Annotated in this window: 18 protein-coding genes, 1 other RNA gene and 1 riboswitch; of the genes, 10 read left to right on the top strand and 9 right to left on the bottom strand. The window is 61.6% G+C overall.

The annotated features are described in order from the left end of the window. Window positions 1-3 precede the first annotated feature (3 nt). The 5 genes from R1W00_RS15295 (at window position 4) to recR (ending at window position 3,610) form a co-directional block, all read left to right on the top strand. Entirely contained in the window at window positions 4-642 is a 639-nt protein-coding gene (locus tag R1W00_RS15295) for an HAD family phosphatase (protein WP_317263635.1), read from the top strand. A gap of 39 nt (window positions 643-681) precedes the next feature. Continuing rightward, window positions 682-780: signal recognition particle sRNA small type (ffs, locus tag R1W00_RS15300), an RNA gene on the top strand. A 106-nt stretch (window positions 781-886) separates the two neighbouring features. Continuing rightward, window positions 887-2,644, top strand: coding sequence for a DNA polymerase III subunit gamma/tau (locus R1W00_RS15305; protein ID WP_410901565.1), 1,758 nt, complete (start codon window positions 887-889; stop codon window positions 2,642-2,644). A 14-nt stretch (window positions 2,645-2,658) separates the two neighbouring features. Continuing rightward, entirely contained in the window at window positions 2,659-3,003 is a 345-nt protein-coding gene (locus R1W00_RS15310; protein ID WP_317263637.1) for a YbaB/EbfC family nucleoid-associated protein, read from the top strand. Window positions 3,004-3,010: 7 nt separating this feature from the next. Continuing rightward, window positions 3,011-3,610, top strand: a complete 600-nt coding sequence (gene recR / locus R1W00_RS15315; RefSeq protein ID WP_317263638.1) for a recombination mediator RecR — start codon at window positions 3,011-3,013, stop codon at window positions 3,608-3,610. A gap of 57 nt (window positions 3,611-3,667) precedes the next feature. Here recR and R1W00_RS15320 read toward each other — a convergent pair whose 3' ends face one another. Next, window positions 3,668-4,423 carry a DUF1013 domain-containing protein gene (locus R1W00_RS15320; protein WP_317263639.1) on the bottom strand — a complete coding sequence of 252 codons (756 nt, stop codon included), beginning with the start codon at window positions 4,421-4,423 and terminating at the stop codon, window positions 3,668-3,670. 124 nt (window positions 4,424-4,547) lie between these two features. Here R1W00_RS15320 and R1W00_RS15325 point away from each other — a divergent pair, with 124 nt between their 5' ends. Then, the gene (locus R1W00_RS15325) at window positions 4,548-5,180 is read left to right on the top strand and encodes a ribonuclease T2 (protein ID WP_317263640.1); all 633 of its coding nucleotides are present in this window, start codon (window positions 4,548-4,550) and stop codon (window positions 5,178-5,180) included. Between the two features lie 81 nt (window positions 5,181-5,261). Beyond that, window positions 5,262-5,451: riboswitch (cobalamin riboswitch) on the top strand. A gap of 52 nt (window positions 5,452-5,503) precedes the next feature. Next, window positions 5,504-6,184, top strand: a complete 681-nt coding sequence (locus tag R1W00_RS15330) for an energy-coupling factor ABC transporter permease (RefSeq protein ID WP_317263641.1) — start codon at window positions 5,504-5,506, stop codon at window positions 6,182-6,184. Window positions 6,185-6,280: 96 nt separating this feature from the next. On the opposite strand, the gene R1W00_RS15335 is transcribed toward R1W00_RS15330, so the two are convergent. The 4 genes from R1W00_RS15335 to R1W00_RS15350 form a co-directional block, all read right to left on the bottom strand. Then, window positions 6,281-7,267, bottom strand: a complete 987-nt coding sequence (locus R1W00_RS15335) for an NAD(P)H-quinone oxidoreductase (RefSeq protein ID WP_317263642.1) — start codon at window positions 7,265-7,267, stop codon at window positions 6,281-6,283. Next, window positions 7,264-7,971, bottom strand: a complete 708-nt coding sequence (locus R1W00_RS15340; RefSeq protein WP_317263643.1) for a COQ9 family protein — start codon at window positions 7,969-7,971, stop codon at window positions 7,264-7,266. The genes R1W00_RS15335 and R1W00_RS15340 overlap by 4 nt, the downstream gene beginning before the upstream one ends. A gap of 185 nt (window positions 7,972-8,156) precedes the next feature. Next, the gene (locus tag R1W00_RS15345) at window positions 8,157-9,806 is read right to left on the bottom strand and encodes a BCCT family transporter (protein WP_317263644.1); all 1,650 of its coding nucleotides are present in this window, start codon (window positions 9,804-9,806) and stop codon (window positions 8,157-8,159) included. Window positions 9,807-9,845: 39 nt separating this feature from the next. Continuing rightward, window positions 9,846-10,262 carry a universal stress protein gene (locus R1W00_RS15350; protein WP_317263645.1) on the bottom strand — a complete coding sequence of 139 codons (417 nt, stop codon included), beginning with the start codon at window positions 10,260-10,262 and terminating at the stop codon, window positions 9,846-9,848. A gap of 272 nt (window positions 10,263-10,534) precedes the next feature. On the opposite strand from R1W00_RS15350, the gene rpsU reads away from it, so the two are divergent. Further along, window positions 10,535-10,741: a 30S ribosomal protein S21 gene (gene rpsU / locus R1W00_RS15355; protein ID WP_008885097.1), complete on the top strand. Its 207-nt coding sequence runs from the start codon at window positions 10,535-10,537 to the stop codon at window positions 10,739-10,741. 103 nt (window positions 10,742-10,844) lie between these two features. On the opposite strand, the gene R1W00_RS15360 is transcribed toward rpsU, so the two are convergent. After that, window positions 10,845-11,306, bottom strand: coding sequence for an Lrp/AsnC family transcriptional regulator (locus tag R1W00_RS15360; protein WP_317263646.1), 462 nt, complete (start codon window positions 11,304-11,306; stop codon window positions 10,845-10,847). A gap of 129 nt (window positions 11,307-11,435) precedes the next feature. Between R1W00_RS15360 and ald the strand changes: the two genes are divergently transcribed. Further along, window positions 11,436-12,554 (top strand): alanine dehydrogenase, encoded by a 1,119-nt coding sequence (gene ald / locus R1W00_RS15365; RefSeq protein ID WP_317263647.1) that lies wholly within the window; start codon window positions 11,436-11,438, stop codon window positions 12,552-12,554. Window positions 12,555-12,619: 65 nt separating this feature from the next. Beyond that, window positions 12,620-13,225, top strand: a complete 606-nt coding sequence (locus R1W00_RS15370; protein WP_317263648.1) for a sulfite oxidase heme-binding subunit YedZ — start codon at window positions 12,620-12,622, stop codon at window positions 13,223-13,225. A 48-nt stretch (window positions 13,226-13,273) separates the two neighbouring features. Here the strand turns inward: R1W00_RS15370 and mscL are convergent, their stop codons facing one another. The 3 genes from mscL to R1W00_RS15385 all read right to left on the bottom strand — a co-directional run bounded on the left by mscL (window position 13,274) and on the right by R1W00_RS15385 (window position 17,158). Continuing rightward, complete coding sequence (gene mscL / locus R1W00_RS15375; protein WP_317263649.1) at window positions 13,274-13,714, bottom strand: large conductance mechanosensitive channel protein MscL; 441 nt, start codon at window positions 13,712-13,714, stop codon at window positions 13,274-13,276. 166 nt (window positions 13,715-13,880) lie between these two features. Next, window positions 13,881-16,280 (bottom strand): phenylalanine--tRNA ligase subunit beta, encoded by a 2,400-nt coding sequence (gene pheT / locus R1W00_RS15380; protein WP_317263650.1) that lies wholly within the window; start codon window positions 16,278-16,280, stop codon window positions 13,881-13,883. 71 nt (window positions 16,281-16,351) lie between these two features. Next, a complete protein-coding gene (locus tag R1W00_RS15385; protein WP_317263651.1) occupies window positions 16,352-17,158 on the bottom strand; it encodes a polyhydroxybutyrate depolymerase in 807 nt (268 codons plus the stop codon). Between the last annotated feature and the right edge of the window lie 43 nt (window positions 17,159-17,201).

Below are 17,201 nucleotides of genomic sequence, written 5' to 3' on the forward strand. Positions count from 1 at the left end.
GCGATGTATAAGGCCGTGATTTTCGATATGGACGGGCTGCTCTTGGATACCGAGAGGGTCGCGTTGATGGCGGGTGCCGAGGCCTGTGCGGAAATGGGCTATGACCTGCCGCATGAGTTTTTCCTGTCACTGGTCGGAATTGATCAGATCACGGGCGAGCAACGCCTGCGCGAACGCCTTGGCGATTTTGACCGCGCGGAACTCGATCGCCGCTGGCAGGCCTCGTGCGAGCGCGCCTTTGCCGGTGGGATTTCCCTGCGCCCGCGTGTTGAGGAATTGTTGGACCTGCTGGACGGGATGAACGTCGCGCGCGCCATCGCCACGTCCAGCCACACCAAACGTGCGTGGGCGAAATTGGACGGGGCGGGTATCCGGCACCGGTTCGACATTCTGGTCGGATTTGACGATGTGACCGCGCCGAAACCGGCACCCGAACCCTATTTGCGGGCGGCAAACCTGCTGAACGTGCCCCCCGCCGATTGTTTGGTGTTTGAGGACAGCGACACAGGCGTGCGCGCCGCCCATGCCGCCGGTATGCGCGTGGTACAGGTGCCCGACATGGCCGCGCCGCAAACCGATCTGGCCCATCACGTGGCCGAGGACATCATGACCGGCGCGCGTCTGGCAGGGCTGATTCCCTAGGGTCTTGCGAATCCGGCACGCGGGGCCTATATCGGCCCTCGAGAGGTTGGCGCGGGCAGGCACCTCGCCAACCCGGTCAGGTCCGGAAGGAAGCAGCCGTAACGAGCCCCGCTTGGGTCGTTGTCCAGCCTCTCACCTCACCCCCCCTACATCTGTGGCACCTTCTTGCACGCGCCCGATGATTGCGGTGGACGTCCGCATGGCATCGCTTTACCTTTGCGCCAAGCATAGTGAACAGGCCCCCATGACCGACACCAACGACCAAGGCTATCAGGTACTCGCCCGCAAATACCGTCCGGCGACCTTTGTCGATCTGATCGGCCAAGAGGCCATGGTGCGCACTCTGAAAAACGCCTTTGCCGCCGACCGGATTGCGCAGGCGTTCATCATGACCGGTATCCGCGGGACCGGCAAAACCACCACCGCGCGGATTATTTCCAAGGGCATGAACTGTATCGGGCCGGATGGAAACGGCGGACCGACCACGGATCCCTGCGGTGTCTGCGAACACTGCGTCGCCATCGCCGAGGGCCGCCATGTCGATGTGATGGAAATGGACGCCGCATCGCGCACCGGTGTGGGCGACATCCGCGAAATCATCGACAGCGTCCATTACCGCGCCGCCAGTGCCCGCTATAAAATCTACATCATCGATGAGGTTCACATGCTGTCGACCAGCGCGTTCAACGCGCTGCTGAAGACGCTCGAAGAACCGCCCGCCCACGTCAAATTCATCTTTGCCACCACCGAAATCCGCAAGGTGCCGGTGACGGTTCTGTCGCGGTGCCAACGGTTCGATTTGCGCCGGATTGAGCCTGAGGTGATGATCGCCCACCTGCGCAAGATCGCGGGCCTTGAGGGTGCCGAGATCGCCACGGATGCGCTTGCCCTGATCACCCGCGCGGCCGAGGGATCGGTGCGTGACGCGATGAGCCTGCTGGATCAGGCGATTTCGCACGGGGCCGGTGAAACCACCGCCGAACAGGTGCGCGCGATGCTGGGTCTGGCGGATCGCGGTCGTGTTCTGGACCTTTATGACATGATCATGGCCGGTGACGCGGCGGGCGCGCTGTCCGAACTGTCCGCACAATATGCCGATGGGGCCGACCCGATGGCGGTGCTGCGCGATCTGGCCGAGATCACCCATTGGATCAGCGTAATCAAGATCACCCCCGAGGCCGCCGAGGACCCAACCGTATCGCCAGATGAACGTGCGCGCGGGTTGTCGATGGCGGAAAAGCTGCCGATGCGGGCGATGACGCGGATGTGGCAGATGCTGCTCAAGGCGCTCGAAGAGGTCGCGATGGCCCCGAACGCCATGATGGCCGCCGAAATGGCGATCATCCGTTTGACGCATATCTCGACCCTGCCTTCGCCCGAGGATTTGGTGCGCAAGCTACAGGACACCCCGCCCCCGCCGATGCCAAGCGGTCCCGGTGGCGGCGCCGGTGCGCCCATGGGCGGTGGCAGCGGCGTGACCCATGCGCCCACCATGCACAGCGCGCCCAGCGGTGGCGGCGGTGGCGCACCGATGGCGGCACTGGCCCAAGAAACGGTGGCCAGCCTTGCCCATTATCCGACCTTCGATAAGGTGGTCGAACTGATCCGCGCGCACCGCGATGTGAAATTGCTTGTCGAGGTGGAAACGACCCTGCGTCTGGTCAGCTATTCGCCCGGTCGCATCGAATTCGAACCGACCGCCGATGCGCCCCGCGATCTGGCGGCGCGTCTTGCCCAATGCCTGCAGACATGGACCGGCACCCGTTGGGGTGTGTCCGTGACCGGCTCGGGCGGGGGCACCACAATCGCCGAGGACCGAGACGCCGAACGTCTGGCGATGGAGGCCAAGGCACAGGAACATCCGTTGGTTCAGGCCGTACTGCTGGCCTTTCCATCGGCGAAAATCACCGACATCCGCACCCCCGAGGAACTGGCCAAGGCCGCAGCCGCCGAAGCCCTGCCCGAGGTGGACGACGAATGGGATCCTTTCGAGGACAGCTAATTTAGGAGAGACCGATGTTCAAAGGTTTGGGCGGTCTTGGCGACATGGCCAAGATGATGAAAGCCGCGCAGGAAATGCAAAGCAAAATGGGCCAGCTGCAGGACGATCTGGCGTCCCTCACCGTGACCGGTGAATCGGGCGCGGGTCTGGTGACCGCAACCGCTACCGCCAAGGGCGAACTGGTCGGCCTCAGCATCGACGAGAGCATCTTTGTGCCCTCGGAAAAAGAGGTGGCCGAGGACCTGATCCTTGCGGCGATCAAGGACGCGCAACAAAAAGCGGCCGAGAAAAGCCAAGAGGAAATGCAGAAACTGACCGAAGGTCTGGGTCTGCCGGCGGATATGAAACTGCCGTTCTGATCCGCACGTGTCACAGGCCACCAAAGACATTGAGGCGCTGATCACACAGATGGCCAAACTGCCGGGGCTGGGTCCCCGGTCGGCGCGACGTGCGGTTCTGCACCTGATCAAAAAGCGCACGGGCCAGATGGCGCCGCTTGCCGATCTGATGCATCAGGTCGCCCAGTCCGCGCGCGAATGTCTGAACTGTGGCAACATCGGCACCGCCGATATCTGTGACATCTGCAATGACGACCGCCGCGCCACAGGCGAATTGTGCGTGGTCGAGGACGTTTCGGACCTCTGGGCGATGGAACGCGGTCAGGCGTTTTCGGGACGCTATCACGTGCTGGGCGGGACCTTGTCCGCGCTGGACAGTGTGGGGCCCGAGGATCTGCGCATCCCGCAACTGGTTGACCGTATTGCCGCCGAACAGATCACCGAGGTCATTCTGGCCTTGAACGCCACGGTCGACGGGCAAACCACGGCCCATTACATCGCCGATCAACTGCATGACACGGGCGTTGCGGTGACGTCATTGGCCCAAGGGGTGCCCATCGGGGGCGAGCTTGATTACCTCGATGACGGCACGATTGGCGCGGCTCTCAAGGCACGGCGCAGGTTCTGAACAAACAAAAAAACCCGGCCAGTGGCCGGGTTTTTCGTAAGATAGGTAATCAGGCGATTACTTGTCGTCGTCTTCGTCATCATCACCCGAAGGCAGGTTGAAGAAGCTGTCCGCATCTTGGAACTGCTCGTCCGATTTTTCCTCTTCCTCGTCGGTGTTGCCCGACAAAGAGAAGGTTTCCAGACCCGAGATCGCGGTCGGCATTTTCGGCTCTGCTTCCATCTCCAGCGACTGTTCGGTCGACAGCAGCTTGCGACGCTCGTCATCGGTCATCGCGGCACCTTCGGCAGCGCGTTTCGCGGCGGCCTTTTGCACAGCTTTGTCCAGCTCGGTCTGCTTACACAGGCCCAGAGCAACCGGATCAATCGGCTGCATGTTGGCGATGTTCCAGTGGGTCCGCTCACGGATCGACTGAATCGTCGGCTTGGTGGTGCCGACCAGTTTCGCAATCTGACCGTCCGACAGTTCGGGGTGGAATTTCACCAGCCACAGGATCGAGTTCGGGCGGTCCTGACGCTTGGACAGCGGCGTGTAACGCGGGCCACGGCGTTTTTCCTCGCCCACGGCGGCGGGGTTGAACTTCAGCTTCAGCTTGCGCAGCGGATCGGCCTCGGCGCGGTCGATCTCGTCTTGGGTCAGCTGGTTGTTGGCAACCGGATCGAACCCGCGCACACCGGCGGCGACGTCGCCATCGGCAATGCCCTGCACCTCAAGCTCATGCAGGCCGCAGAAGTCAGCGACCTGTTTGAACGTCAGCGTCGTGTTGTCGACCAGCCATACCGCGGTCGCTTTGGCCATGATCGGTTTTTCCATGACACGCACTCCTTTGAATACTTCTCTCCCGTGCCGAGAAAACGGCTGTCCATCTGGACCTTATCCTCGTTTTCGGGGAGTTTGCAGGGTATATAGTCCCGTTCCGTTCCAGAGGAAAGAGAAAATGCGATTTCTGATTGCGCTGCTGTTGTCGGCAACCATGGCCCATGCTGACGGCGAACAGGCGGGTGATTTCGACTATTACGTCCTGTCGCTCAGCTGGTCCCCGACGTGGTGCGCCCTCGAAGGGGACGCGCGCAATTCACCGCAATGTGACGCAGAGGCGGATTTCGGCTGGGTCATGCACGGGCTGTGGCCGCAATACGCCGACGGGGGCTGGCCCGCCTATTGCCGGACAATCGAACGCGACCCGCCCCGCTGGCTGACCGAGGATATGGCGGACATCATGGGGACCAGTGGCCTTGCGTGGTATCAATGGAAAAAGCACGGCCGTTGCGCGGGCCTAAGCGCCGAGGACTATTACGACACCGCGCGCAAGGCCTTTGACGCCGTCACCCGCCCCGAGGTCTTTCGCAAACTCGACCGCGCCGTAAAACTGCCCGCATCCGTGGTGGAACAGGCGTTTTTGCAGGACAACCCGGCCCTATCGCCCGACATGGTCACCATCACCTGCAAGGCCGACCGCATCCAAGAGACGCGCATCTGCCTGTCCAAGGATCTGGATCCCGTGACCTGCGGGGCGGATGTGGTGCGCGACTGTAGGCTGGATGATGCGTTGTTTGATCCGATCCGGTGATCCAAAGGGCACAATGGCGACGCGATGGCGCTATCAGACTATGGGATGACGTTTCGGTATTTGACCGGCTATGCGGTTTCGCCTATCGATGGTGGAAATGGTTTCGCCATCTCGGCGGATGAAACGGGAACACGGTGCAACACCGCGGCTGCCCCCGCAACTGTAAGCGGAGAGCAAACCCCATAAAGCCACTGATGCCATCAGGCATTGGAAAGGCGGGGGGCGCGACGACCCGCAAGCCAGGAGACCGACCATTATCACCGGCCTTTGGGCCATAAAAACAAATATTCCCAGCACGGTGGGTGCTGGCAGGAGAGATCGAAATGCATATCGAACCCGGCGTTGTCGACGGCGCCAAGATCGCCCTTTCTTACGGTACCGCAGCAGGCGCTGCGACCTACGCAACCAAAGCAACCGGCGACAGCATCCGTCGCGACGGTGGCCTCGCAGCGCTGATTCTGCGCAGCGCCATCGCAACCGTTCTGGTGTTCTGCTTCTTCCAGGTCCTGCCGCACGCGCCCGTCGGCGTGTCCGAGGTCCACTTCATCCTCGGCTCGACCCTGCTTCTGCTGTTCGGTGCTGGTCCGGCTGCAATCGCTCTGGCCTCGGGTCTGGCTCTGCAAGGCCTGTTCTTTGCACCCTTCGACCTGCCCCAGTACGGCATGAACGTCACCACCCTGCTGGTGCCGCTGTTCGGCATCAACATGCTGGCCAAACGTATCATCCCCGCAGGCACCGCCTACACCGACATCACCTACGCTCAGGCACTGGCCCTGTCGACCGCATACCAAGGCGGCATCGTCGCTTGGGTTGCCTTCTGGGCCTTCTACGGCCAAGGCGTCAACGCAACGACTCTCGCCAGCGTCAGCAGCTTCGGCGCGGCTTACATGGCTGTTGTCCTGATTGAGCCGGTTGTCGATCTGGCTGTTCTGGCGGCTGCCAAGGCAAAACGCGGCGCAACCTCGGGTGCGGCCTTCACCGCCCGCCTGCACAAAGCGGCCTAAGACAGACGCGCACGGGGATCGTCAGATCCCCGCCGATCAAAAACAACAAAGCCTGCCCATTTGGGCAGGCTTTTCCTTTTGCGAACCGACGCACGATCAGATCTTTAGAACGATCTTGCCAATGTGCTGGCTGCTCTCCATATGCGCGTGGGCCTTGGCCGCATCTTCCAGCGCGTATTCGCTGTCCATCACCGGCGCCACCGTCCCCGCCTCAATCAACGGCCAAACCTTCGCGCGCAGCTCTTCGGCAATCGCCGCCTTGGCCGCATCCGACTGCGGGCGCAGGGTCGATCCCGTGATCGTCAGACGTTTCGCCATGACCAATGCGAAATTGATCTCGGCCTTGGGACCGGACAGGAACGCGATATGAACCATCCGCCCGTCGGGGGCCAAGGTCTTGACGTTCTTGGCGATGTAATCGCCGCCGACCATGTCCAAAATCACGTCCGCCCCGCCCTGTTCGCGCATGACAGCGACGAAATCCTCGTCTCGGTAATTGATCGCCCGCTCGGCGCCCAGTTCGGAGCAAATCCGGCACTTTTCCTCGCTACCGGCGGTGGTGAACACCCGCGCGCCGAAGGCTTTGGCCAGTTGGATTGCCGTGGTCCCGATCCCCGACGATCCCCCGTGGACCAAGAACCGTTCGCCCGCCTTTAGGCCGCCCCGCATGAACACGTTGGACCAGACCGTGAAAAACGTCTCGGGCAGACAGGCCGCCATGCGCAGATCCATCCCCCTGGGGATCGGCAGAGCATGCGCGGCGGGCGTCGCCACGTATTCGGCATAGCCCCCACCGGGCAACAACGCGCAGACCTGATCGCCGACCGACAGACCGCTGACGCCCTCGCCCACTGCGACGACCTCGCCCGCGCCTTCCAGCCCCGGCAGATCGGATGCGGTCGGGGGCGGATCATAGGCCCCCGCGCGCTGCAACGCATCGGGGCGGTTCACACCGGCATAGGCCAGCTTTAACACAACCTCACCCGCGCGCGGGCTGGGCACGGGACGTTCGGTCAGGCACAGCACATCCGGCCCGCCCGGTTTGGTGATTTCAACCGCGCGCATCATTTGGGGGGTGTTCATTTGCTCTCCTGATTGGCGGGGGTGGTAAAATGGCCGGGCATATCGGCGCGCGGTGTGCGGCTGGGCGCTTTGATCCGGTCAAGGATCATCTTGGGGCCCGCCAGAAACGGCCTGAACAAAGGATTGTTATTCACCTTGGCCTTGACGGTTTCAAACCGCATCACGTCCTCAATCCGGCGATCCAGAAAGGCCCATGTATTCGCGTGATCGGGGCTATCGTCGCCCATCCAGTAAAGGACACAGGACCCATACACACCCGACAGGGTCATCCGTTTCGTGTACCAGTTCACATCGTCCGAACTGTCGCCCAGCGCGGTCCAGATCTTATCCGCCGTGCCCCAGATCGCCTTGGACCCTTCGGCGGCGTTTTGGGGCAGCGCGAACAGGGTCACGGCGCGGCGCACGGCCTCTTTGTCGGGGATCGCCTCTAGGCGCAGACGTACGCCGAGGGCCACACGATCCCGAAACCGCATCTCGGACATGTCGGTGGCCTGCATCGCGGCAACCATCGCCTGATCGCCCACCTGATGCATATAGAGCGCCAGATCAAGCGCCCCGCGCGGGAACAGCGCACGCGCCTGTGCCTCGGACATATCGCAATCGGCGGCGGCGGCGGCAAAGGTTTCCGGCCCCCAGCCATCGAACGGCACATGCATCAGCGCGGCCTCTAGCATCCGGTCCTGTGGGGAGATGTGATCGCTCATCGCTTTGATCCTTTCGTTGGCGCGATATTGCCCCGACATGGGCGGGGGCGCAATCGCTGGGCCGCACGCAATTGCGTGGGCGTCACCAGAAAATATAGGGGATCAACGGGATAAGACGAGCCGCACGTCGTCGCATGCGGGCCATATGGCAAACGGGCCGCCCAAAGGACGGCCCGTTGCATTGGTTATTTTGCCTTACGTTCGGACAACAGCCCGCGCAGGATCGCATAGCACATCAACAGCAGCACCACCGTGAACGGCAGGCCGGTCGAGATGACCATGGATTGCAGCGACGACAGACCGCCCGCACTCAGCAGCAGGACAATCGCCACCGCGCCCTCAAACAGACACCAGAAGGCACGCTGGGGGATCGGCGCATCGACCTTGCCGCCCGCCGTGATCGTGTCGATCACAAGCGAACCGGAGTCCGACGAGGTCACAAAGAACACGATGACCAGAACAATACCGATCAGCGACGTGATCCCCGCCAGCGGCAGAACATCCAGCATCTTGAACAGTTTCAGTTCCAGCGATGCGTCCTGAGCCGCGGTGTAGCCATCGCTGACCACCTGATGCAGGGCGGTTCCGCCAAACACCGACATCCACAGCACACAGACCAGCGACGGGATCAGCAGAACGCAGATCACGAATTCACGCACGCTGCGACCACGGCTGACGCGGGCGATGAACATGCCCACGAACGGTGACCAGGAAATCCACCACGCCCAGTAGAACGATGTCCAGCCTTGGCTAAAGTTCACGTCCTCACGTCCAATCGGGTTGGACAGCGCAGGCAGGTATTCGACATAGGCCACAAGGCTGTCCCAGAAGAGCGAGATCAGGAACAGCGTCGGACCCGCGATCAGCACGAACAGCAACAGGACAAAGGCAAGGCCCATGTTGACTTCAGACAGGATTTTCACCCCGCCATCCAGACCGCGCATAACCGAAATCAGCGCAATCGCGGTGATGGCCGAAATCAGGATCACCTCGGTGGTCGAGTTCACCGGCACGCCGAACAGTTCGTTCAGACCGGCATTCGCCTGTGTCGCGCCAAAGCCCAGCGAGGTCGCCAGACCAAACAGCGTCGCAAACACCGCCAACGTGTCGATGATGTGACCAACCCAGCCCCAGACCGCATCGCCAAAGATCGGGTGGAAGGCCGAACGGATCGTCAGGGGCAGGCCCTTGTTATAGCTGAACAACGCCAGTGCCAGAGCAACAACCGCATAGATCGCCCACGGGTGCAGACCCCAGTGGAAAATCGTCGCTGCCATGCCCAGACGCATCGCGGCAGCCTCGTCGCCCGCAGCCGCACCCAGCGGAGCCCAGTCGGTGCGCATGCCGTTTTCAGCCGCCGTACCGCCCAGCGAGGACGAAAAGTGGCTCATCGGTTCGGACACGCCATAGAACATCAAGCCGATGCCCATACCGGCCGCGAACAGCATCGCGAACCAGCCGACATAGCCGTAATCCGGCTTGGCCTCGGCCCCGCCCAGACGCACGTTACCCAGAGGCGTCACGATCAGCAGCAGGCAGAAGATCACAAAGATGTTCGCCGCCCCAAGGAAGAACCAGTCAAACCCCTTGGTCACCGCGCCAAACAGCCACGAGAACACCGCACCCGCCTGATCCGGCAGGACCAGAGTGTAGAACACAAATGCCACAACAGCCGCGCCCGACACGGGGAACACGGGGTTGTGGATGTCGAACCCAAGCGGACCAACGCTTCCCTCAACGTTGTCCTGACCCAGTTCGTATTCGGTATCGATCAGATTGGCAGCCCCGTCCGGACTGGGGATCCCATCTGCCATATTATTATTTTCGTCGGCCATTACGGCCTCCTTTCTCCCATCTATTTCTTTGCAGAGGCCTTAGTCACGCACCAAAAAGACCGAAGCCTTGCTATGTGCGGCGACATGCGCCCCGTGACCCGCCCAGATGTAATCGCTCACACCTGGCAGGTGCGTTGCCATCACCACCAGATCGGCACCGACACCGTCGATCGTCTTATCCAGCGCGTGGTTCAACTCGACCGCAGGGTCGTTGACGATGACCGCCTCACTAACGGCAGCGATGCCATAGGCGGCCCCCTTGTCTGCGGCAAAGGCCGACAGTTTCTGGGCGAATTCATCAGGGCTATGCGCCACCGACGTGGGGGCGTCGCTGCTCACTCCGACAAAGCACAGAGCAGCGCCGTAGGTCTGGGCGAGGCTGGATGCGACACGCACCGCCTTGTCCATTTTCTCGGCATGGGCCAGATCGACTGGCACCAGTATTTTTGTAAACATGTTCCCTCCTGTTGCTCGTACGGGTTACATCCCACACAAGTTTCCGGGTTTCCGGTTGGACATTGCGGCGCTCTGGCCTGCAATGGGCGTCAGAATGTCGCAATATCTAAAAAAACTAGCGATGCTGACGTGGGACTGAGGTAACACATGCGGCGCAATTTGGCCAATTTACGCCCTTTACCGCGCCTGTAGACAAGTTGCCGAGGCTTTGCTATACGGCGGCTTCCTGCACTTTTACTGCAACTCCAAACTAGAAAGGTGGTGAAAACCACATGCAGGTTAGCGTTCGCGATAACAACGTCGATCAGGCCCTCCGCGCCCTGAAGAAAAAACTTCAGCGTGAGGGTGTTTTCCGTGAGATGAAACTCCGTCAGCATTTTGAAAAGCCGTCGGAAAAGAAAGCTCGTGAGAAAGCAGAAGCTGTCCGCCGCGCCCGTAAACTGGCCCGTAAAAAGGCTCAGCGCGAAGGTCTTCTCTAAGATCTGACAGGCGAACCGGGGTCCTTGGGCCCCAGTGCGACGACCCCCGCGGCCCGGCCCCGGGGGTTTGTTGTTTTTAGGGCACCGATTCTGTCAGCGCCGGTTAAATCGGTAGGGCCGTGGTTTTAAACACGGTTTTCAGGGCGAAACTGGAATGCATCTGCGCCACCCCCGGCAATCGGGTCAGGTATTGGCGGTGGATGCGAGCGAAATCCTCGCTATCGCGCGCGACGATCTTCAACAGGTAATCGAAACTGCCCGCCATCAGGTGACATTCCAACACATCGGGAATGCGTGCAACGGCGGTTTCAAACGCCTCAAGCACCTCATCGGCCTGACCGGACAGGGTGATTTCAACGAACACCGTGGTGGAGCGCCCGACCTGTCGCGCGTTCAGCAGGGCGACGTAATCGCGGATATAGCCGTCGGCCTCTAACCGCTGGACCCGCCGATGACAGGCCGATTGGGACAGGTGCACGCGCTCGGCCAGTTCGGCGTTCGACATGCGCCCGCGCCGTTGGAGGTTGTTCAGGATACGGATATCCATGTCGTCGAGATCAGCCATGATCGAAGATCCTTCGAAGGTTTCCGCCAAATTTAACACGATCTTCGGCCATGCGCCAGTTGCACGCATCAGATCGCACAGAAATTTCCGGTGATCGGCGTAGACTTGAGGCAGCTAAGGGAGGAACGCATGAAAATTGGATGTCCCAAAGAGATCAAGCCGCAGGAATTCCGCGTCGGCCTGACCCCGACCGCCGTGGCCGAACTGGTCGCCCATGGCCATAGTGTTGTGATCGAAACCGGTGCCGGTGCGGGCGCGGGGTTCGGCGATCCCGAATACCACGCCGCCGGTGCGACCCTTGTCGATACGGCCAAGGACGTGTTCGAACAGGCCGATATGATCGTCAAGGTCAAGGAACCCCAAGCGGTCGAGCGCGCGATGCTGCGCCCCGGTCAGCTGTTGTTCACCTATCTGCACCTTGCGCCCGACCCCGAGCAGACCCGCGATTTGCTGGCCAGTGGCGCAACCGCCATCGCCTATGAAACCGTGACGGATCGCACCGGTGCCCTGCCCCTGTTGGCACCTATGTCCGAGGTGGCTGGTCGTCTGGCTCCGCAGATGGGCGCGTGGACGTTGCAAAAGGCCAATGGCGGGCGCGGTGTGTTGCTGGGCGGTGTGCCCGGTGTTGCGCCAGCCAAGGTCGTGGTGATCGGTGGCGGGGTCGTCGGCACCAACGCCGCGCGTGTCGCCGCCGGGATGCGGGCCGAGGTGCATATCCTTGACCGGTCGCTGCCGCGTCTGCGCTATCTGGACGATGTGTTTGCCGGCCAGATGCGCACGCATTATGCCTCAACCGCCGTGACGGCAGAATTGGTCGCGCAGGCGGATATGGTCATCGGCGCGGTCCTGATCCCCGGTGCCGCGGCCCCGAAACTGGTCACCCGCGCGCAACTGGGCGACATGAAGCCCGGCGCGGCCATTGTCGATGTGGCGATTGACCAAGGTGGCTGTTTCGAGACCTCGCGCGCTACAACGCATCAGGACCCGATTTATGAGGTCGACGGCATCATGCATTATTGCGTCGCCAATATGCCCGGTGCCGTGGCGCGGACCTCAACGCTTGCGCTTGGGAATGCAACGCTGCCCTATGTGGTCGCGCTGGCCGATCAGGGGTGGCAGGCCGCGTGCCGCGCCGATCCGGGTTTGATGGCCGGTCTGAACGTCCATGACGGACGGCTGACCAATCTGGCGGTGGGTCAGGCGCTTGGCCTCGACGCGCTGGCACCGGAAAACGCAATCGCCGCATAAAGGGGCGACGGAAAATCCACGCTGGCCCGTATAACGATAACCAACCCAGATTGTGGATGTCCGTTATGTTGAAAAAATTAGATCCCTATTGGCTGTGGGCGGTGCTTGCCCTGCCCGCAGTCGGCTTTGTTTATCAGGCCCTGACCTCGACCAACCCGCGCATTTTGCACATTCTGGTGCATCCGACCGGTGAATTCGCAGCACGGTTCCTGATTGTGGCGATGATCGCGACGCCGATTTGTATGCTGCTGAAGACGTGGCGCGGGCCGCGGTGGTTGCGTAAGAACCGGCGCTATTTCGGGGTGGCCGCGTTTTTCTATGCGGCGTTTCACACGGTTCTCTACCTGATCGACCGCGCCGATATTGCCCGCATTCTGGAACAGGCGACGCATTTTGACATGCTGACCGGCTGGATTGCCTTTGCGATCTTTATCCCGCTAGCGGTGACCTCGGCGGACTATTTCGTGCGCAAGATGGGCACGGGATGGAAGGCGCTCCAACGCTGGACCTATGCCGCCGCCGTTCTGACGTTCCTGCATTGGGCGGCCCTGCATGGCTGGCGTGAGCCGCTCCCCGCGATCGTGCAGTTCTCTCCGCTGATCCTGCTCAGCATCTGGCGTATTTGGCACAACTACTCACGGCGCCGCGCGCGGGCCCAGGCCCACGCATAAACGCAAACGGGGGCCCCATGGCCCCCGTTTTCATTTTAATTGACCGGCTCAGGCCTGTTTGGCCAGCAGATCGCGGATTTCGGCCAGCAGATCCTCTTGGCTGGGTCCCTTGGGGGCCTCGGGTGCCGGAGCGGCCTCTTCTTCCTTTTTGGTGGCCGCGTCTTTGACCTTGTTCACATAGCGCACCAGCATGAACACAACAAAGGCGATGATCAGGAAGTTGATCACGGCCATCACGAACGAGCCATAGGCGAACACCGCCGCGCCGGCCTCGCGTGCTTCGGTCAAAGAGGCGTAATCGCCCTCGCCCTTCAGAACCACAAACAGGTTCGAGAAATCGATACCGCCAATGATCAGACCGATGATCGGATTGATCAGGTCATCCACCATGGATTTCACAATGGCCGTAAAGGCCGCACCAACGATAATACCAACCGCCATATCCATGACGTTGCCCTTGGCGATGAACGCCTTGAATTCCTTGAGCATGGTTGTCCCCTATGTTCCCAAGTTCCCTAAACCGGCAGGGTCCCAGTCCCGCCGGATGGCCCAACCTATCATGGGTGACGTTTACGTAAGCGGGGAAAATTCAGGGACGCGCACCACGAAAAAGGGCGGCTCGAGGACCGCCCGTTTCCGAATATGTTGGCATGGCTTAGCCGCGCAGGGTGCCGCCCGTGGCCTTGGTGACCTTTTGGACGATCTTTTCGGCAACCGCCTCAATGTCCTTTTCGGTCAGGGTCTTGTCCGTGGGTTGCAGACGCACCGAAATCGCCAGCGATTTCTTACCTTCGCCAAGGCTACCGCCGATGAATTCGTCGAACACGCGAACCTCTTCGATCAGGGCCTTATCGGCACCGGCGGCGGCGTTCACCACCGTCAGGGCCTCAACATCGGCGTCCAGCACAAAGGCAAAGTCACGTTCGACCGCCTGCAGATCGCTGATGACCATCGACCCGCGCGAGGTGGTTTTGTTGCGCGGCAGCGGCGGCTCTTGAAGGTAGACCGCAAAAGTGACGGCGGGGCCTTTGACGTCCATCTCCGCCAGAACCTTGGGGTGCACCTCACCAAAGACGGCCATGACCTTTTTCGGGCCAAGGCACATTTTGCCCGAACGACCGGGGTGCAGGTAATCGGGCGTGTCGCGCAGGATTTGCACCTTGGCGGGGGCACCGATAGCGGCCAGAACGGCCTCGGCGTCGGCCTTGGCGTCATAGACATCGACCGCGCGGCGCGCGCCATGCACGTCCTTGGGCCCCGAATGACCGACCAACAGACCGGCGGCGACCAGATGCTGTTCCTCGGGCTCGGCCCCGTGGAAGGCCGGACCGACCTCGAACAATGCCAGATCGGCGAACCCGCGTGCTTGGTTGCGCGCGGCGGCCTGCAACAGACCCGGCAACAGCGAGGGGCGCATATGGCTCATCTCGCTGGAGATCGGGTTTTCCAGCATCGTCGCGGCATCGCCACCGCCAAAAAGGGCCGCAGAGGCCTGATCGACGAAGGAATAAGTCACGCATTCATTATAGCCCAGCGCGGCAATCGTGCGGCGCGCGGTGCGCTCGCGTTGCTGCATCGGGGTCAGGATCGCGCGCGGCACACCGTCCTGCGCCCGTTTCAGGGGCTTGCCCTCCAGCTTGGTCAGGGACGCGATGCGCGCGACCTCTTCGACCAGATCGGCCTCACCCAGAATATCGGGACGCCACGACGGCACATGCGCCATATCCCCATCAAGGGTAAAGCCCAGCGCGCTCAGCGTTGCGCGCTGTTGCTCGGCGGGAATGTCCATCCCGACCAGCGACTGAACACGGTCGGTGTCCAGCTTGTACGCGCGCGAGAAATCGGGAACCGCGCCGGCGACAACAACCTCGGACGCCTCACCACCGCAGAGATCAAGGATCATGCGGGTTGCATGGTGCAGGCCGGTTTCGGTCCACGCGGCGTCGATGCCCCGTTCAAAACGATACCGCGCGTCCGAGTTGATTTTCAGCGCACGACCGGTGGTCGCGGTACGGATCGGGTCAAAGAACGCGGCCTCAAGGAACACGTTCACGGTTTCCTCGGTACAGCCGCTCTCAAGCCCGCCCATGATACCGGCAAGGCTCTCGACGCCATTGTCGTCGGAGATCGCGGTCATACCGGGTTCAAGCGTGTATTCCTTTTCATCCAGCGCAAGGAAGGTCTCGCCGCCCTGGGCCGCATGGACACGCAGACCGCCCGCAACCTTGTCCGCGTCGAACACGTGCAGGGGGCGGTTGCTGTCATAGGTAAAGAAGTTCGTGATATCGACCAGCGTCGAAATCGGGCGCAGACCAATCGCGTTCAACGCATCCTGCAGCCACTTGGGGCTGGGCCCGTTTTTCACACCACGGATCACGCGGCCATAGAACACGGGCGCGGCGCGCTCTTGGGTGTCGGCATCAATCGTGACCGAGATCGGACAGGGGAAGGTGCCAGGGATCGGGTCGGCGTCGCGGGCCTTGAGCGTTCCCAGACCACGCGCCGCCAGATCACGCGCCACACCGCGCACGCCCAGCGCATCGGGACGGTTCGGGGTGATGGCAATTTCGATCACCGGATCGACCTTGGCCGGATCGTGCTGGGCCAGCCAATCGGCAAAGCTCTGGCCCACTTCGCCCTCGGGCAGTTCGATGATGCCGTTATGTTCGTCCGACAGCTCCAGCTCTTTTTCGGACGCCATCATGCCAAAGGATTCAACGCCGCGGATTTTGCCGACCGAGATGGTGATATCCAGACCCGGAATATAGGTGCCGGGTTTCGCCAGAACGACGGTGATACCAGCTCGGGCGTTGGGGGCGCCACAGACGATCTGGGTCTCACCTTCGGCGGTTTGCACCTTGCACACACGCAGCTTGTCCGCGTCGGGATGCTGTTCGGCCTCGGCGATTTTGGCGATCTGGAAATCGCGCAGCTTTTCGGCCGGGTTTTCGACGCCCTCAACCTCAAGCCCCAGATCGGTCAGAGCATAGAGGATCTCGTCAAGCGAGGCGTCGGTGTCCAGGTGATCTTTCAGCCACGACAGGGTGAATTTCATAACGATCGGCCTTTGGTCAGTACAAATAGGTTGCCGCAGGCAATGGCAAAGATTTGCGCTGGACGCAAGGCTTAGGGGTAACTGAACGGCCTATTGAGCAGCTCATCCAACTGCCGCGCCACCCATCCGTGCGGGATGAAATGCCCGCCGGGGTGGATGTCCAGCGTCACCTTGCCGGTTTGACAGCTCTGCCATTCGGTCCGTTGAAACGTCAGGAAATCGACCTGTTGCCAGTCGGGCACGCGGGTGCCGGTGGTGCATCGGTATTCATCGCGCCACAGGGCCACCGGATAGGTCGTGTCGCCACCGGGGCCGAAGGGGAAATCCATCACCGTATCGGCGGTGCCGTGCACATGGCGCACCTCGCGCGGGGCTTGGCGACAGTGGCTTTCGCCAAACAGGGTGCCAGAAATCCCCAACAACGCGTCCACGTCATTGCCCGCCTCGCAGGCAAACCGCCACGCCATGGCCGAACCGAACGAGTATCCACCCACAAACACCGCGCCGTCCTGAATGGGGTAATGCTTGGCCACGTCCTCCAGAACCGCGCGGGCGAATTGAACATCGCGCGTGTTTCCGTCGTCCCAGAAAGACCAGCTATTGCGCAGACCATTGGGCGCGACCAACAACACCCCACGCCGCCGCGTCGCCCCCGCCACACGTCCATTGCGCGTGACATGCAGACCCGTGCGACCCCAACCGTGGAAATGCATCAAAACCGGCAGGGGACTATGCCCGTCCCAATCATCGGGCGGCAAGACGTGATAGGACCGGTCACCAATGGTACAGGGCGTTTCACCGGTACAGGCGTTTTCTGCCATCACCGTCGGAGCAGATAGGCCAAGGGCCAGCGCAAAGGAAATCAGAATCCGTTTCATGCGCAAACCATACCGCGCGCAAATTCACCTGTGCGTCACAAGG

The organism is Rhodovulum sp. FJ3, assembly GCF_032918305.1.
Classification (GTDB): domain Bacteria; phylum Pseudomonadota; class Alphaproteobacteria; order Rhodobacterales; family Rhodobacteraceae; genus SAT37.

Excerpts from the sequence above, each read along its gene's own strand:
- R1W00_RS15295 (WP_317263635.1), top strand. The coding sequence starts at position 4 with ATGTATAAGGCCGTGATTTTCGATATGGACGGGCTGCTCTTGGATACC.
- R1W00_RS15305 (WP_410901565.1), top strand. The coding sequence starts at position 887 with ATGACCGACACCAACGACCAAGGCTATCAGGTACTCGCCCGCAAATAC.
- R1W00_RS15310 (WP_317263637.1), top strand. The coding sequence starts at position 2,659 with ATGTTCAAAGGTTTGGGCGGTCTTGGCGACATGGCCAAGATGATGAAA.
- R1W00_RS15320 (WP_317263639.1), bottom strand. The coding sequence starts at position 4,423 with ATGGAAAAACCGATCATGGCCAAAGCGACCGCGGTATGGCTGGTCGAC.
- R1W00_RS15325 (WP_317263640.1), top strand. The coding sequence starts at position 4,548 with ATGCGATTTCTGATTGCGCTGCTGTTGTCGGCAACCATGGCCCATGCT.
- R1W00_RS15330 (WP_317263641.1), top strand. The coding sequence starts at position 5,504 with ATGCATATCGAACCCGGCGTTGTCGACGGCGCCAAGATCGCCCTTTCT.
- R1W00_RS15335 (WP_317263642.1), bottom strand. The coding sequence starts at position 7,267 with ATGAACACCCCCCAAATGATGCGCGCGGTTGAAATCACCAAACCGGGC.
- R1W00_RS15340 (WP_317263643.1), bottom strand. The coding sequence starts at position 7,971 with ATGAGCGATCACATCTCCCCACAGGACCGGATGCTAGAGGCCGCGCTG.
- R1W00_RS15345 (WP_317263644.1), bottom strand. The coding sequence starts at position 9,806 with ATGGCCGACGAAAATAATAATATGGCAGATGGGATCCCCAGTCCGGAC.
- R1W00_RS15350 (WP_317263645.1), bottom strand. The coding sequence starts at position 10,262 with ATGTTTACAAAAATACTGGTGCCAGTCGATCTGGCCCATGCCGAGAAA.
- rpsU (WP_008885097.1), top strand. The coding sequence starts at position 10,535 with ATGCAGGTTAGCGTTCGCGATAACAACGTCGATCAGGCCCTCCGCGCC.
- R1W00_RS15360 (WP_317263646.1), bottom strand. The coding sequence starts at position 11,306 with ATGGCTGATCTCGACGACATGGATATCCGTATCCTGAACAACCTCCAA.
- ald (WP_317263647.1), top strand. The coding sequence starts at position 11,436 with ATGAAAATTGGATGTCCCAAAGAGATCAAGCCGCAGGAATTCCGCGTC.
- R1W00_RS15370 (WP_317263648.1), top strand. The coding sequence starts at position 12,620 with ATGTTGAAAAAATTAGATCCCTATTGGCTGTGGGCGGTGCTTGCCCTG.
- mscL (WP_317263649.1), bottom strand. The coding sequence starts at position 13,714 with ATGCTCAAGGAATTCAAGGCGTTCATCGCCAAGGGCAACGTCATGGAT.
- pheT (WP_317263650.1), bottom strand. The coding sequence starts at position 16,280 with ATGAAATTCACCCTGTCGTGGCTGAAAGATCACCTGGACACCGACGCC.
- R1W00_RS15385 (WP_317263651.1), bottom strand. The coding sequence starts at position 17,158 with ATGAAACGGATTCTGATTTCCTTTGCGCTGGCCCTTGGCCTATCTGCT.